We start from the raw sequence: 14,548 nt of genomic DNA, 5'->3' as shown, positions 1-14,548 counted from the left end.
AATGGTAGTCAGCGCGGTGTCTGACTACCAAATTTGGGTTGGAATCAACTTACAGGATCGGGTCTTTATTGATCCTGGATTCTTTCAAGGCTTCTTTTACGCGCTTCAGGCTGTCCCTGAATCTTGGACCGCGTCTTAAGGTAAATCCAGTCGCCAGCACATCAATTACAACTAATTGCGCAAGGCGCGACGCCATTGGCAGATACATGTCGGTATCTTCGGGTACTTCCATGGTCACAGACAAAGTACACTCAACCGATAATGGCGAGTTCCTGGCGGTAATACCTATTACGGCTGCGCCGTTTTCGCGGGCGAGTCTTGCTATATCAATCAGTGACTTGGTGCGACCTGTGTGGGAGATAAGTACGACTACGTCTCCTTCATTGCTGTTGATACAACTCATGCGCTGCATCAGCACGTCATCGAAGCAAATGACAGGCACGTTGAAGCGGAAAAATTTATTTTGGGCATCGTGGGCCACAGCGGCCGAAGCCCCGAGGCCGAAGAACGAAATGGTTTTGGCCTGTGTCAGTATATCTACTGCTTTATTGATGGCCTGCATGTCGAGGCTCTGACGGGCAGTATCGAGGGAAGCCATTGAAGATTCGAATATTTTAGTGGTGTAAGACTCAGGCGAGTCGTCTTCTTCCACGTGTCTGCTGACATAGGGTGTGCCGTTGGCAAGACTTTGGGCCAGATGTAACTTAAAATCAGGAAAGCCCTTGGTATCAAGGCGACGGCAGAAACGGTTTACCGTAGGCTCACTCACATCGGCCATTTTGGCCAGGGTTGCGATACTGGAGTGGATCGCCGTTTGGGGAGAGGCCAGAATCACTTCGGCAACTTTGCGTTCTGACTTGCTGAATTGGTTTAGACTTTTCTGGACCTTTTCTAGGGTATTCATACGCGTACGTCCGCTATTGATGAAGGTGTTATTTTTTTATTTTCTGATCACAGCGTTTCAATTTGCTGCCTGGATCACAAAGTGGTTTGCCGCTTACAGTTTTCGCGGTGATTTCACACCAACTTATTACTGCCAACAGTAATTTAAGCACAAAAATAATAACAGAATTCATGTTTAACTGCCTAGTAAGACGGTGTAGACGATTTTTCAAAATATGGATGCATAAATCAGATTCTGTTGTTATATTACAACAAAAGGGCTTCTAGCCGTCCAGCATACGGCTAAGCCGATTACAAAGGAGAGCTTGCAGCAATGGGCAATACAACATCAGGGGCAAAGGCTTGTGATTTTGTCCTTTTCGGTACCAAAGGTGACTTGGCGAGGCGTAAACTGCTCCCGTCTCTATACCAGTTGGATAAAGCAACACTGCTTCACAACGACACCAAAATCATCGGTGTTGCCAAAGATGCATTCTCTACTGAAGAATTCCGTGAACTCGTTAAAACAGCGCTGACCACCTTCGTTAAAGATCCCCTCTGTGAAGCCACCATCGCCAGATTTGTCAGTCGGTGTCATTACGTTGGTACCAATTTCACCGAATCAGAAGGCTACAGCGCATTCCACGAGCTGCTCGAGCCTGAAAAGCGGGTAATGGTGAACTACTTTGCTACGCCACCTGCCATTTTCGGCGATATCTGCCGTTGCCTTCACGAGCAAAACCTGATTTTCCCTGATACCCGCGTTGTCCTCGAAAAACCCATAGGCTCCGATCTCGAATCTTCCCGGGTTATCAATAACCAGGTTTCTCAATACTTCAATGAGAATCAGGTTTATCGCATTGACCATTATCTGGGTAAAGAGACGGTGCAAAACCTCATCGCTCTGCGTTTTGCCAATTCGCTCTTTGCTTCCAAATGGGATAACCGCACTATCGATCATGTGCAGATTACGGTCGCTGAGGAAGTGGGTATTGAGGGCCGCTGGGGTTATTTCGATAAAGCTGGCCAGATGCGTGACATGATCCAAAACCACCTGTTGCAGGTACTCACACTGGTTGCCATGGATCCCCCGGTGAATCTGGATGCTGACTCTATCCGTGATGAAAAGGTGAAAGTGCTTAAGTCACTGCGCCCCATCAATATGGATAACGTCAATGAAAACACCGTGCGCGGCCAATATTCCGCGGGTTTCCTGAAAGGCAGTCCAGTTCCCGGCTACCTCGAAGAAGAAGGCGCCAACGTTAATTCCAACACTGAAACCTTTGTGGCACTGCGTGTGGATATTGACAACTGGCGTTGGGCTGGCGTGCCTTTTTATCTGCGCAGCGGCAAACGTATGCCGTTCAAGAGTTCAGAGATTGTGGTGTACTTTAAAAACCCACCGCACAACCTGTATCGCTCCAGCTACCGCAACCTGCCACCGAACAAGTTGACTATCCGTCTGCAACCCCATGAAGGTGTTGAAATCCAGATGATGAATAAGGTGCCGGGCCTCGAGCAAAAGACCCGACTGCAAACCACCAAGCTGGATCTCAGTTTCTCAGACACCTTCAAAAACGAGCGTATCGCCGATGCTTACGAACGTTTGTTGCTTGAAGCCATGTTGGGTAACCAGGCGCTGTTTGTTCGCCGCGATGAAGTCGAGCAGGCGTGGACCTGGGTTGATGGCATTATTCAGGCGTGGGAAGCGGGTAATGAAAGACCAAAGGCTTATCCAGCCGGCACTTGGGGACCAGTGGCCTCGGTAGCGCTCATTACCAAAGACGGGCGTTCATGGGATGAATAAGGAGGCCAAGGTGCTGAAAGAAGCTGTATTTAAATCATTCGATAACACAGATTCGCTGGAAACTCAGCTGGCAGACCGCATCGCGCGCCAACTACAGGATGCTGTGGATGCCCGTGGCAAGGCGAGTCTGGTGGTGAGTGGCGGCTCTACGCCGCTCAAACTGTTCAAGGCGCTGTCCGTTAAAGCCATCGACTGGAATGAAGTGTTTGTGACGCTGGCGGATGAGCGCTGGGTCGACAACGACCACAAAGATTCGAACGAGCGTCTGGTGCGGGAAAACCTGCTGCAGCACCGCGCAGCGTCAGCCAAATTCCGCGGCCTTAAGAATATGTTTGCCAGTGCAGAAGAAGGCGCAGCCATGACTTCTGAACATTTGGCCAACGTGCCACGCCCGTTCGATGTGGTTGTACTGGGTATGGGTAACGACGGACATACCTGTTCCTGGTTCCCTTGCTCTGGCGATTTGAATCGGGCGCTCGATAGTGAAGCCCTGTGTGAGGCCGTGACACCAACAACGGCGCCCCATGAGCGGATCACACTGACCAAAAAAGCAATTCTCAACACCCGCCAAATCTATTTGCATCTGGTGGGTGAACAAAAGCTCAGCGTCTATCGCCAGGCGCTCGAAAGCGACGATGTTAAAGCGATGCCAATTCGTGTGGTATTGGGTCAACACAAGACACCAGTCGATGTGTATTGGAGCGCTTAAGGAGGCAAGTTATGCACCCCGTAGTCAAATCGGTGACCGACAGGATCATCGAACGCAGTAAAGAAAGTCGCAGTGCTTACCTGGCTGCGCTGCAAGAAGCCCGAAGCGGCAAGGTTCACCGCTCAGCTCTGAGCTGCGGTAACTTGGCCCATGGTTTTGCGGCCTGTGGCGCTGACGATAAACAGTCACTGCGCCAACTGACCAAGGTCAACATTGGTATTGTGACCGCCTTCAACGATATGCTGTCAGCTCACCAACCCTACGAGCATTATCCTGCGCTGCTTAAAGCAGCCTGTAATGAGGTTGGCAGTGTTGCACAGGTAGCAGGCGGCGTACCCGCCATGTGTGATGGCGTCACTCAGGGACAGCCTGGGATGGAACTCTCGCTCCTGTCCCGTGAGGTAATTGCCATGGCAACCGCCGTAGGCCTGTCCCACAACATGTTTGATGGCGCGCTGCTACTTGGGGTGTGCGACAAAATCGTTCCCGGTTTGCTTATTGGCGCCATGAGTTTTGGCCACCTGCCCATGCTGTTTGTGCCGGCGGGCCCTATGCGCTCTGGCATACCCAATAAAGAAAAGGCACGTGTGCGGCAGAAATTTGCGGAAGGCAAGGTAGACCGTGAAGCCCTGCTTGAGGCCGAAGCCAGCTCTTATCACAGCGCCGGTACCTGTACTTTCTACGGCACTGCCAACTCCAACCAGTTGGTGCTTGAGGTGATGGGGCTGCAGTTGCCTGGTTCTTCATTTGTGAACCCGGATGACCCACTGCGTAATGAACTCAGCAAGATGGCGGCCAAGCAGGTGTGCCGTTTGACCGAACACGGGCTGCAGTATTCACCCATAGGTGAGATAGTGAATGAGAAGTCCGTGGTCAACGGCATAGTCGCATTGCTTGCCACCGGCGGTTCAACCAACCTGACCATGCACATAGTGGCTGCGGCGAGAGCCGCCGGCATCATTATCAACTGGGATGATTTCTCTGAGTTGTCCGATGCAGTGCCTTTGCTTGCCCGGGTTTATCCCAATGGTCATGCGGATATCAACCACTTCCACGCCGCAGGTGGCATGGCGTTTCTGATGAAGGAGCTCCTGGATGCGGGGCTTATCCACGAAGATGTGAACACTGTAGCGGGTTTCGGCCTGCGCCGTTACACCCAGGAACCCCGTCTGATTGATGGTCAACTGACCTGGGTTGATGGTCCTGTTACCAGTTTGGACAGCGAAGTACTGCGCGGTGTTGCAGAGCCGTTCCAGTCAAATGGCGGCCTGAAACTGATGAAGGGTAACCTTGGCCGAGCCGTTATCAAGGTGTCAGCGGTACAGGAACAACACCGAATTGTGGAAGCCCCTGCGGTGGTGATTGACGACCAGAATAAACTGGATGCGCTCTTCAAAGCAGGCGAGCTTGATCGCGATTGCGTGGTGGTGGTTAAAGGGCAGGGGCCGAAAGCCAACGGCATGCCCGAACTGCACAAGTTGACTCCCATCCTGGGCACATTGCAGGACAGAGGCTTTAAGGTGGCGCTGATGACTGACGGCCGTATGTCTGGAGCGTCAGGCAAGGTGCCCGCAGCTATCCATCTCACACCAGAAGCTTTGGATGGCGGCCTTATCGCCAAAGTGCAGGATGGCGACCTTATTCGTATCAACGCCATCACCGGTGAATTGTCCTTGTTGGTTTCGGCAACAGAACTTGAAAGCCGTACAGCCGCACCGGTGGAATTAAGAAAGTCCCGTTTCGGCATGGGCAGGGAACTTTTTGGAGCGCTCAGACAAAATCTCAGCAGCCCCGAAACCGGCGCCCGCTGCACTGAAGCAATCGATGAACTTTATTGAGCCTGAAAGGATACAACCGATGTCTGAGAATAACTGGTCTTTGCAACCACAAGATATTTTTAAGCGCAGTCCGATTGTGCCCGTTATGGTCATCAATAAGCTGGAACATGCGGTGCCATTGGCGAAAGCCCTGGTTGCCGGCGGGATAAGTGTGCTTGAGGTAACGCTGCGCACTTCCTGTGCACTGGAAGCCATCAGCAAAATTGCCGCTGAAGTGCCAGAAGCACTCGTTGGCGCCGGTACCATTCTTAACGAAGATCAGCTTCGTCAGGCGGTTGAGGCCGGTGCGCAGTTTATCATCACACCGGGCGCATATCCGGAGCTCTTGAAAACAGCCATGCAAGGCACTGTGCCTCTCATCCCCGGTGTCGCCAGTATTTCTGAAGTGATGGCAGGTATGGCCCTTGGTTATCGCCACTTTAAGTTTTTCCCTGCAGAAGCTTCGGGTGGGGTGAATGCACTGAAAGCATTCCAGGGACCTCTGGCAGACATTCGTTTTTGTCCTACCGGTGGCATCACGCCTTCAAGTTATCGCGATTATCTGGCATTAAAGAATGTCGATTGCATTGGTGGCAGCTGGATTGCACCCACAGATGCAATGGAAGCGGGCGACTGGGACAGGATCACCAGCCTCTGTAAAGAAGCGCTGGCCGGCCTGAACTAAGCTGACGCCTTCACTTAAACAGTCGATTCGTAAAAGCCCCGCACCCGCGGGGCTTTTTTATGGGCATCTACTTACGATGACGTTGCAATCAATAGCTGCTTGTTGAAGGAATAAAGCAGACATGTGGCGTAGTGGCGTACGCTTGATATTGCTCTGGATTTGGTACTAAGGCGAGCATTGCCTGTGTGACCGGAGCATAATCAAAGCAGCACGTGGCCAACAGACGCTGAACCATCTTTGCTTGTTAGCTATCTGGTTCCTATCTTGGCTTGGCCATCAGGGCTAAAAGCTGAATAAAGAAACGGAGTAGGGCAGCTGATACCAACTTTGGGTTCTATATATAACAGAATATATAGCAGCATATATAGCTGCGGCTCCTCTGACGATGGCGCTCAACCAAACAAGGCCATAGAGGGACCTGAGGTTTGCAGCTTCTGACTTCTCGGTTAGGCAGAAGTAAGGAGTGAGCAGTAAGGGATAGTTGGTAATTGCAGCGAACGCCTGAAAACCACATCAGCAGCGGAACGCAGGCAACAAAAAAGGCCCCGAAGGGCCTTTTTATGATTGAGAACGTTTTTACTTGGCGTTCATCAAAGCAACGGCGTTGTCCAGCATACGGTTGCTGAAGCCCCACTCGTTGTCGTACCAAGCCATCACTTTTACCAAACGACCACTCACGCGGGTTTGGGTGGCGTCAAAGTTGGAAGAGTAGGCGTTGTGGTTGAAGTCGATAGATACCAGCGGCTCTTTATTTACTGCCAAAACCTGGCTCAATACTTCATCGGCAACCAGCGCTTTTTCGATGATTTCATTCACTTCGGCTACTGTGGTGTCACGTGAAGCGATGAATGACAGGTCAACCAGAGACACGTTAACCGTAGGCACGCGAACAGCCAGACCGTCGAACTTGCCTTGCAGTTCAGGAACTACCAGACCTACCGCCGCAGCAGCACCGGTCTTGGTTGGGATCATGGACATGGCAGCAGCTCGGGCGCGGCGCAGGTCACTGTGATACACGTCAGACAGACGCTGGTCGTTGGTGTAGGCGTGGATGGTGGTCATCAGGCCAGATTCGATACCAATGGCATCGTTTAATGGCTTGGCGAAAGGTGCCAGACAGTTGGTCGTGCATGATGCGTTGGAAATCACAGTCATATCACTGGTCAACACCTGCTGGTTCACACCGTATACCACTGTGGCGTCAACGTTCTTGCCGGGGGCAGAGATAATCACTTTCTTGGCACCGGCATTCAGGTGTGGCTGTACGGCTTCTTTGGATGTGAAGATACCGGTACATTCAAACACCACGTCAACGTTAAGGTCGGCCCATGGCAACTTGGCAGGGTCACGCTCGGAGAAGGTGAGGATCTTGTCGCCATTGACATAAATGGCTTCAGCATCGTTTTCAACTTTGGCGTTGAAACGACCGTGTACGGAGTCGTACTTGGTCAGGTGAGCGTTGATGGAAGCGTCGCCGAGATCATTGATGGCAACGATTTCGATTGGGTAGTCTTTGTCGCTTTCGTACAGTGCACGCAGTACATTGCGACCGATACGGCCATAGCCGTTAATTGCTACGCGGATAGTCATTTCATATCCCTCTGTGATTATAAACGATATCTGGTAGTAAAATTACCAAATTGTTCGATTTCGTCAAGTTAAATCCCAGTTCTAACCCGTTTTTCACCGCAATAATCGTTATATTTTTACATTGGTCTCGCTTTTTAAAAATGAACAGCCACTAATGTGATGTAGATGGGGCAACTGGCTCAGTTTTTGCCCGCTCCGTGGCTGGTTCCGATCTCAAGCGTTTCTCAATAGCGCTCCCGGCGAAATTACCGGAGATCACTGCTTTGGCAAGTTGCTCTGCCTCGCTATCAAGTGACTCAGCCTTAGTTTTATCGCCGGCCAGCAATGCCAACATTTGTGCTTCGTTTACGCTCTGGCTGGTCAATACAATATTTGCCCTGGAATAAAGATAGCTGCCTTCCAAGTCTCCGAGGGTCCGTGAAGCAGTTGCAAGCCCGAGTAACCAGTCGGGGTCGAGATGTTTTTCGTCCACCATCCCCAACACATCAAGGTACAACTTTTTGGCCCTCGCAGCGTCAGTCTTAAGGTAGTAAATCGCGAGCTTGGATAAGAGTTCAGGGTCGGAAATTCGCCCTTCTTTTTCCGCATTGATAAGCACGGAGAGACTTTTTGCGTCGTCCAGTCGGGACCAGTGGTAGTAGGCGAGGTAGGGATCCTGGCTGCCTTTGGTCGATTCCTGAAGTTCTTCAAGGTTCTGCACGCTGACCCCAAAGGCCCTTAATCTGTCATTGGTGCGCTGAACATTGACCTTATGCTGTACCCCGGAAGCCAACTCAATGCATTTTGAGTAAACCTCAAGAAATCTGAGCTGGTCGTAAATTTGCTTTCCAGTGGGGTCGGGTGTGGTTTTGAGGATAAAACGCTGCCGGATGAGATCACCTTTCTCATATCGGCACCAACTGTCCTTGTGCAGGTCTTCGCAAAGTTCGGGATTATTTTTACAGATCATGTCTGAGTTTCGGTCATTATCGCAGCCAAAAAGCACAAAACTACCTGCGACAACCGCAAATGATGTAAACATTACAAAAAAAGGTCTGTCTTTGTGACTTTTCACTGCACTTTCTCTAATAAAATTACAAACTTAGCGAAAATATCTTTCTGGCAAGGCGGAGGAAGTTTCATTACAATAGCGCCGACCTGAAATGGGACTGCGGTCCCGGATAAATCTGATTATGGTCGTTTCTGTTTGTTACTCAAACCTTTCTGTAAATAAATATAGAAAAGTGAGATAAAGGACCTGTACATGAGTGCTGATAAACACCTGCAAAGCTGGCAAGAAAGATTTGAACTGGCCGAGGCTATGCAACCTCTGCTGGGTAAACTGTATCGCAACCAAGGTGTAGAAGTTGTTGTCTATGGCAAGCCTTTGCTGAACGCCTCTACCATCGATATCATCAAGGCTCACCGTCTGGTGCGTCGCCACGTGGGTGACAAACTGCGTCTGCGCGAAAGCTTCCCCTTTATTGAGGCGCTGAGCAAACTGGCAGTCAAGCAGTGTAAAGTGGATATCGGCAAATTGGCCGTCAATTACTGGCGCAACCACAGCGATGCCAGTGAAATCGAGGCCTACATGGCTTCTGAATTGGCCAGCGCCATCGATCATGCTGATGAAGTAGAACCAAGAGACGTGGTGCTTTATGGTTTCGGTCGTATTGGCCGCTTGTTGGCGCGCCTTTTGATTGAACGCACCGGTCGCAGCAATAAGCTGCGTCTGCGCGCCATCGTTATCCGTGGTGGCCGTGCCGGCGACCTCGAAAAGCGTGCCAGCCTGCTGCGTCGTGATTCAGTACATGGTCCTTTCAATGGTTCCGTGGAAATCGACGAAGAAAACAACGCGTTGATTGCCAACGGTACCTACATCCAAATCATCTATGCCAATGGCCCGGAAGAAGTGGATTACACCAAGTACGGTATTAAAAATGCACTGGTTGTCGATAATACGGGCGTATGGAAAGATGAATCCGGTCTGGGTCTGCACCTGAAGAGTCCCGGCGCTGCCAAGGTACTGCTGACAGCTCCTGCCAAAGGCAACATCAAGAACATCGTATTTGGTGTTAACGATAACGATATTCTCGATGAAGACACTATCGTATCCGCCGCATCCTGTACCACCAACGCCATCACCCCTGTGCTGAAGGCTATCAACGACAAGTACGGTATTGAAAACGGTCACGTGGAAACCATCCACTCGTATACCAATGACCAGAATCTTATCGATAACTACCACAAGGCCGATCGCCGTGGTCGCAGCGCGCCGTTGAACATGGTTATCACTGAAACCGGTGCTGCCAAGGCCGTTGCCAAGGCGCTGCCGGTACTGGCAGGTCGTTTGACCGGTAACGCCATTCGCGTACCAACGCCAAACGTGTCTATGGCCATTCTGAGCCTGAATTTGAACAGCGAAACCAGCAAAGACGACATCAACGACTACCTGCTGGACGTGGCGCTGCATTCACCGCTGCAAAATCAAATCGATTTCACCAACTCTACTGAAATCGTATCAAGCGATCTGGTGGGTTCCCGTTACGCTGGCGTAGTGGACTCACAGGCCACTATCGCTGATGGTAAGCGTGCGATTCTGTACGTGTGGTATGACAACGAGTTTGGTTACAGCTGCCAGGTAGTGGGTGTGATGCAGAAAATGCTCGGGCTTAACCACCTGTCTCTGCCCCTGTCTGAATAAAGACAAGGCACACAAAAAGCCCGGCATTGCCGGGCTTTTTTATGCTTAGCACAATAATGCAGCACATGGACTGCCCAGAATAAAAAAGCCATTGACTGAGGGGGGTAAAAAGGTAGAATGCATCTCGCTGACGGGATGACCGTCACCCCGAAGAGACGCGACATTAGCTCAGTTGGTAGAGCGATACCTTGCCAAGGTATAGGTCATCGGTTCGAACCCGATATGTCGCTCCAGCTTCTCAAGGGACCTGTTAAGGCGCGATGGCAGAATGGCTATGCTGCGGATTGCAAATCCGTCGATCTCGGTTCGACTCCGGGTCGCGCCTCCACTTTAAAGTCACAGAATACCCCTCAAAGCAAATCTCGTTTCGTCACACTTCTTACGCATTATTTGATGAATATTCATCTATTAAAGATTTTCATCGAGAATCTTTAGCCAACGCTACATTACGCTAAGCAGCAATGCTATAACTATGCGGTTTTCATTACCTCCATTCTAAAGGATAGATCCCATGATATTTTCCCAGGTTGTACCCGCACCCGCCGATCCGATTTTAGGTCTGACCGATGCCTTCAAGGCCGATCCCCGGACCGATAAAGTCAATCTTGGGGTTGGGATCTATAAAGATGAGGCAGGGCAGACGCCGGTGTTGAAATCGGTTAAGCAGGCTGAGGCTATCCTGCTCGCCGAAGAGAGCACCAAAAACTACCTGGGTATTGAAGGCGTTGCCCTGTACAACAAGGTTGTGCAGGAGCTGCTGTTTGGTGCGTCCCACACGGTGACTGACGACGGCCGGGCCGTGACTGCCCAGGCTCCCGGTGGAACCGGCGCGCTGCGTGTCGCGGCTGAATTTGTGGTCCGTAATACCCAAAGCCGTGTAATTTGGGTCAGCAACCCAACCTGGGCCAACCACCAAAACATTTTTGAAACAGCTGGCCTCAGTGTAAAAGAATACGGCTACTATGATGCAGCCAACCATGATATTGATTTTGACGCCATGCTGACCTCCCTTGCCGCCGCTGAGCAAGGTGACCTGGTGTTGCTCCATGGCTGCTGCCATAACCCAACCGGAATAGATTTGACTCTGGCACAATGGCAACAGGTTGGGGAACTTTGTGCAGCCAAAGGCTTGGTTCCTCTGTTCGACTTTGCCTACCAGGGTTTTGGCCGTGGCATTGAAGAAGATGCAGAAGGGCTGCGTTTGGTCGCGTCCATGGTGCCGGAGCTGCTTATCGCCAACTCCTTCTCGAAAAACTTCGGTCTTTACAATGAGCGTATTGGCGCTGTCACCCTGGTTGCCGCCACAGCGGAAGAAGCGAAAGTCTCATTCAGCCAAATCAAACGTACCATTCGCGCAAATTATTCCAACCCGCCGGCCCACGGTGCGTTGATTGTGAGCACCATTCTTAGCCGTCCTGAGCTTAAAGCTGCATGGGAGCAAGAGCTGGCAGAAATGCGCGAACGTATTGCCCAGATGCGAACCTTATTTGTTGAGAGCCTGGCTGCAGCCGGCGTATCACAGGATTTTTCGTTCATCAGCCGTCAAATGGGAATGTTCAGTTTCTCCGGGCTTAACAAGGCGCAGGTAGAAACACTCAAAACTGAGTATGGTGTATACATAGTAGGCTCTGGCCGAATCAGTGTTGCCGGCATGACCAAAACCAACATGCCTGTTATCTGCAGCGCCATTGCCGCAGTACTGTAAGTTGGTATAAATACAAAAAGGCTGCCCTGTGCAGCCTTTTTTGCTTATGTGAGGGGCATAACGTTTTGCCAGGCGATGCGCTTTCAGGCAATCAGGCGCTTACGACCCAGAGGTGCCATGATGGCTTTGGCGAGTGCCTGGGTATCATGCAATCCTTGATGATGCTTGCTGCGTAGCGGCTGATAATGACAAATCCCATCAGTGAACTCCTGCTCTGCATGGCATAAAACCCGCTCGATGATGGGTTTGCCTATCAACTGATGACACCATTCAATACGCTCATTCAAGGTTAAATGGTTTGCTGCGGCAGAAACTTCGGCAGTGAGGTTATCTATTAAAATGACCTTGGCTTTGGCACGGCGGATTGATTCTGCAATTTTTGGCAGCAGCAGCGCTGGCAGGGTAGAGGTCAAAAAGCTCCCGGGCCCAAGTACAATTAAATCCGCTTCTTCTATGGCGAGGCACGCCTCATGGGTAGGTTCAACCATGGGCTCCAGAGACAGTGCTATGGGGTGGCTCTCGAGCTTATCCACGTCCAATTCACCAAATACGCGGTTCCCGCAGGCCTCCAGCGCCACTAAATGAGTGGGTTGCTCAGACATGGGGATGAGTTTGCACTCGATTTTAAGCATGCCGCGAATGAGATTTACCGCATCCAACGGACGAACGCAAAGCCTATCTAGCGCATAAAGGATAAGGTTACCGAGATTATGGCCTCCGAGTTCGGTCTCACCTTCAAAGCGATACTCAAACAAAAGAGACCCGACGGAAGGACGGTCTGCCAGCTGTGACAGGCAGTTGCGCAAATCGCCCCAGGCGATGCAATCATGTTGAGCGCGCAGACGACCCGTTGAACCACCGTTGTCTGTGGTTGCCACTATGCCGGTCAATTTGGGACCAAGAAAAGAAAGACTCGAAAGCACTCGCCCAAGGCCATGTCCACCACCGATGGCAACGACCTTTCGATATTCATTGAATTGCAATATGTCCATATTCAGCTTCCTTGATGCACTTACAACACCGACAGCCCTTGTCGGTTACATACGCCATACAGTTTAGGTAAACCGCTGAGATTATACAGTCATAAATTTTGCGATGGGAACAGGATCACATATAATTTTGTCCGCGACACCAAACTCGCAGTCACAGTGAGAGTAACTATTTGAAAACCGGTAAAATATCAACACTTATCCTCGCTTTCGCACTCTGCTTCGTGGTGATTCTGCTGTTGAGAGTCAGCCTGATCCCGGAACTGGAAGTAAAAGGTAAGTCTTTGAGAGTATTACCAACGCTTTCACAGACTACACGATTGCCTGATTTCGATGCCTATTCCGACGTTGCAGATAAAAAGAGTGCGTTTTTCGAGTTTTTACGCCCCATAGTGCAGGATATCAACCAAGCGACGCTCAAAAAAAGACGTTTCGTTTCCGAGATCTTGTTGAAATTGGACTCGGGAAAAGCACTTTCCAACAAGGAACTGCAACGATTATCCTCCTTGGGCGTCGAATATGGCCTGCTTGATGCTGAGCAAATCCCGGAAAACAGCGCAGCCCAATCCAGGCAGCTGGCACATGGCCTGCTGAAACGCATTGATATAGTCCCTGAATCACTGGTGTTGGTGCAGGCTGCCAACGAGAGTGGATGGGGCAGTTCCCGTTTTGCCCGCGAAGGGCTGAATCTTTTCGGGCAATGGTGTTACACCAAAGGTTGTGGCATGGTTCCTTCTGCCAGAGCGCAGGATATGAATCATGAAGTCACGGTGTTTAACACCGTTGAAGATGCCATCGCCTCTTACATCAATAATCTGAACACGCATTCGGCCTACAAACTATTTCGCGCCATTCGAGCAGAGCAGCGAGCCAAGGGAATAGAGCCTGCGGCAGATGCCCTGGTGTATGGTTTGATTAACTATTCCGAACGACGTGAGGCCTACGTCGATGAATTGCTGCAAATGCTGCGGCACAATAAAGCCTATCTGGAATCCCAAGATGAATCCGACAATCAAACTTTGTCTGCTGTCCAGTCTGATGCTGTCGGTACCGGCGTTAGCCAGTACCGTCTCTCTGGAGTACAGCGGATTTCATGACAGATTAAAACTGGTCAAAAAGGGTGACTTTCCCCAAACCGAACTGACCTTTTCTGTGCCTATGACGCCGGGCTGCACGATAGTAAAGGGTGAAATCACCACAGACTCCAAGCGTTTCCCGCTCACCATAACCGATGATCAGCGCTTGTTTGTACCTTTTGATGACGATTTAAAGCTGGCAAGAGCGCTGGTTAACATAGAAACCGATGGTGATGCATCGCGTTGCGGACTCAGCCTCCAGGTCAGGGAGCGGGTTCCTCGCGCTCAGTATTCGGGGGAAGCGCTTGCTGAACTGAAATCCGAAATGGACAGCTTACAGGCATCGTTACAAGGCTTCCCAATGAAGTATTTCGCAAGGGAGTCTGATGGCATACGTTTTGAGTTCTCCCAAGAGGGCAAGCTTGCCACACTTGATGGCAGCGAAAAACTGCTTCAAAAGGAGTTTATTGTTACAACCGAAGAGCTTGCTCGAATTACACAACTGGGTTTTTCAGAAGCTCCACTCATTGTCAGCCCCTGGTACAGTCAATCCAAATAGCGCGAATAAAGGTTACCAAAAAGCCCGCTTAATGCGGGCTTTTTGT

At 50.7% G+C, this 14,548-nt stretch carries 12 protein-coding genes and 2 tRNA genes; 10 read left to right on the top strand and 4 right to left on the bottom strand.

Annotated features, from left to right (window positions below; all coding sequences use genetic code 11):
- Nucleotides 1-49: 49 nt before the first annotated feature.
- Complete coding sequence (locus JQC75_RS09160; RefSeq protein ID WP_011759926.1) at nucleotides 50-904, bottom strand: MurR/RpiR family transcriptional regulator; 855 nt, start codon at nucleotides 902-904, stop codon at nucleotides 50-52.
- 312 nt (nucleotides 905-1,216) lie between these two features.
- On the opposite strand from JQC75_RS09160, the gene zwf reads away from it, so the two are divergent.
- The 4 genes from zwf to JQC75_RS09140 are packed head-to-tail and all read left to right on the top strand — an operon-like array spanning nucleotide 1,217 to nucleotide 5,900.
- Complete coding sequence (gene zwf / locus JQC75_RS09155) at nucleotides 1,217-2,689, top strand: glucose-6-phosphate dehydrogenase (RefSeq protein WP_203327060.1); 1,473 nt, start codon at nucleotides 1,217-1,219, stop codon at nucleotides 2,687-2,689.
- Between the two features lie 10 nt (nucleotides 2,690-2,699).
- The gene (gene pgl / locus JQC75_RS09150) at nucleotides 2,700-3,398 is read left to right on the top strand and encodes a 6-phosphogluconolactonase (RefSeq protein WP_203327059.1); all 699 of its coding nucleotides are present in this window, start codon (nucleotides 2,700-2,702) and stop codon (nucleotides 3,396-3,398) included.
- Nucleotides 3,399-3,409: 11 nt separating this feature from the next.
- The gene (gene edd / locus JQC75_RS09145) at nucleotides 3,410-5,236 is read left to right on the top strand and encodes a phosphogluconate dehydratase (RefSeq protein WP_203327058.1); all 1,827 of its coding nucleotides are present in this window, start codon (nucleotides 3,410-3,412) and stop codon (nucleotides 5,234-5,236) included.
- A gap of 19 nt (nucleotides 5,237-5,255) precedes the next feature.
- Complete coding sequence (locus JQC75_RS09140) at nucleotides 5,256-5,900, top strand: bifunctional 4-hydroxy-2-oxoglutarate aldolase/2-dehydro-3-deoxy-phosphogluconate aldolase (protein WP_203327057.1); 645 nt, start codon at nucleotides 5,256-5,258, stop codon at nucleotides 5,898-5,900.
- A 576-nt stretch (nucleotides 5,901-6,476) separates the two neighbouring features.
- Here JQC75_RS09140 and gap read toward each other — a convergent pair.
- Together gap and JQC75_RS09130 are read right to left on the bottom strand one after the other, a co-directional pair.
- Nucleotides 6,477-7,490 carry a type I glyceraldehyde-3-phosphate dehydrogenase gene (gap, locus tag JQC75_RS09135; protein ID WP_203327056.1) on the bottom strand — a complete coding sequence of 338 codons (1,014 nt, stop codon included), beginning with the start codon at nucleotides 7,488-7,490 and terminating at the stop codon, nucleotides 6,477-6,479.
- A gap of 151 nt (nucleotides 7,491-7,641) precedes the next feature.
- Nucleotides 7,642-8,544 carry a DUF2989 domain-containing protein gene (locus JQC75_RS09130; protein ID WP_338055135.1) on the bottom strand — a complete coding sequence of 301 codons (903 nt, stop codon included), beginning with the start codon at nucleotides 8,542-8,544 and terminating at the stop codon, nucleotides 7,642-7,644.
- 189 nt (nucleotides 8,545-8,733) lie between these two features.
- On the opposite strand from JQC75_RS09130, the gene JQC75_RS09125 reads away from it, so the two are divergent.
- From JQC75_RS09125 to JQC75_RS09110, 4 genes are all read left to right on the top strand, one after another.
- Nucleotides 8,734-10,173 carry a glyceraldehyde-3-phosphate dehydrogenase gene (locus JQC75_RS09125; RefSeq protein WP_203327055.1) on the top strand — a complete coding sequence of 480 codons (1,440 nt, stop codon included), beginning with the start codon at nucleotides 8,734-8,736 and terminating at the stop codon, nucleotides 10,171-10,173.
- 157 nt (nucleotides 10,174-10,330) lie between these two features.
- Nucleotides 10,331-10,406: transfer RNA gene (locus JQC75_RS09120), tRNA-Gly, on the top strand.
- Nucleotides 10,407-10,427: 21 nt separating this feature from the next.
- Nucleotides 10,428-10,501 (top strand) — tRNA-Cys (locus JQC75_RS09115).
- Between the two features lie 183 nt (nucleotides 10,502-10,684).
- Nucleotides 10,685-11,878 (top strand): amino acid aminotransferase, encoded by a 1,194-nt coding sequence (locus JQC75_RS09110; protein WP_203327054.1) that lies wholly within the window; start codon nucleotides 10,685-10,687, stop codon nucleotides 11,876-11,878.
- Between the two features lie 83 nt (nucleotides 11,879-11,961).
- Here JQC75_RS09110 and yvcK read toward each other — a convergent pair whose 3' ends face one another.
- Complete coding sequence (gene yvcK / locus JQC75_RS09105) at nucleotides 11,962-12,870, bottom strand: uridine diphosphate-N-acetylglucosamine-binding protein YvcK (protein ID WP_203327053.1); 909 nt, start codon at nucleotides 12,868-12,870, stop codon at nucleotides 11,962-11,964.
- A 170-nt stretch (nucleotides 12,871-13,040) separates the two neighbouring features.
- Here yvcK and JQC75_RS09100 point away from each other — a divergent pair, with 170 nt between their 5' ends.
- Together JQC75_RS09100 and JQC75_RS09095 are read left to right on the top strand one after the other, a co-directional pair.
- Nucleotides 13,041-13,964 carry a glucosaminidase domain-containing protein gene (locus JQC75_RS09100; RefSeq protein ID WP_203327052.1) on the top strand — a complete coding sequence of 308 codons (924 nt, stop codon included), beginning with the start codon at nucleotides 13,041-13,043 and terminating at the stop codon, nucleotides 13,962-13,964.
- A complete protein-coding gene (locus tag JQC75_RS09095; protein ID WP_203327051.1) occupies nucleotides 13,906-14,502 on the top strand; it encodes a DUF2987 domain-containing protein in 597 nt (198 codons plus the stop codon). Before JQC75_RS09100 ends, JQC75_RS09095 begins: the two co-directional genes overlap by 59 nt.
- Nucleotides 14,503-14,548: the final 46 nt, after the last annotated feature.

The organism is Shewanella litorisediminis (assembly GCF_016834455.1).
GTDB classification, from domain to species: domain Bacteria; phylum Pseudomonadota; class Gammaproteobacteria; order Enterobacterales; family Shewanellaceae; genus Shewanella; species Shewanella litorisediminis.
The sequence above is the reverse complement of the archived record's forward strand: the minus strand, read 5'-3'. Positions and strand labels throughout refer to the sequence as shown.

What these genes read in the sequence shown, in the direction of transcription:
- JQC75_RS09160 (WP_011759926.1), bottom strand. Translation starts at nt 904, where the DNA reads ATGAATACCCTAGAAAAGGTCCAGAAAAGTCTAAACCAATTCAGCAAG.
- zwf (WP_203327060.1), top strand. Translation starts at nt 1,217, where the DNA reads ATGGGCAATACAACATCAGGGGCAAAGGCTTGTGATTTTGTCCTTTTC.
- edd (WP_203327058.1), top strand. Translation starts at nt 3,410, where the DNA reads ATGCACCCCGTAGTCAAATCGGTGACCGACAGGATCATCGAACGCAGT.
- JQC75_RS09140 (WP_203327057.1), top strand. Translation starts at nt 5,256, where the DNA reads ATGTCTGAGAATAACTGGTCTTTGCAACCACAAGATATTTTTAAGCGC.
- gap (WP_203327056.1), bottom strand. Translation starts at nt 7,490, where the DNA reads ATGACTATCCGCGTAGCAATTAACGGCTATGGCCGTATCGGTCGCAAT.
- JQC75_RS09125 (WP_203327055.1), top strand. Translation starts at nt 8,734, where the DNA reads ATGAGTGCTGATAAACACCTGCAAAGCTGGCAAGAAAGATTTGAACTG.
- JQC75_RS09110 (WP_203327054.1), top strand. Translation starts at nt 10,685, where the DNA reads ATGATATTTTCCCAGGTTGTACCCGCACCCGCCGATCCGATTTTAGGT.
- yvcK (WP_203327053.1), bottom strand. Translation starts at nt 12,870, where the DNA reads ATGGACATATTGCAATTCAATGAATATCGAAAGGTCGTTGCCATCGGT.
- JQC75_RS09095 (WP_203327051.1), top strand. Translation starts at nt 13,906, where the DNA reads ATGCTGTCGGTACCGGCGTTAGCCAGTACCGTCTCTCTGGAGTACAGC.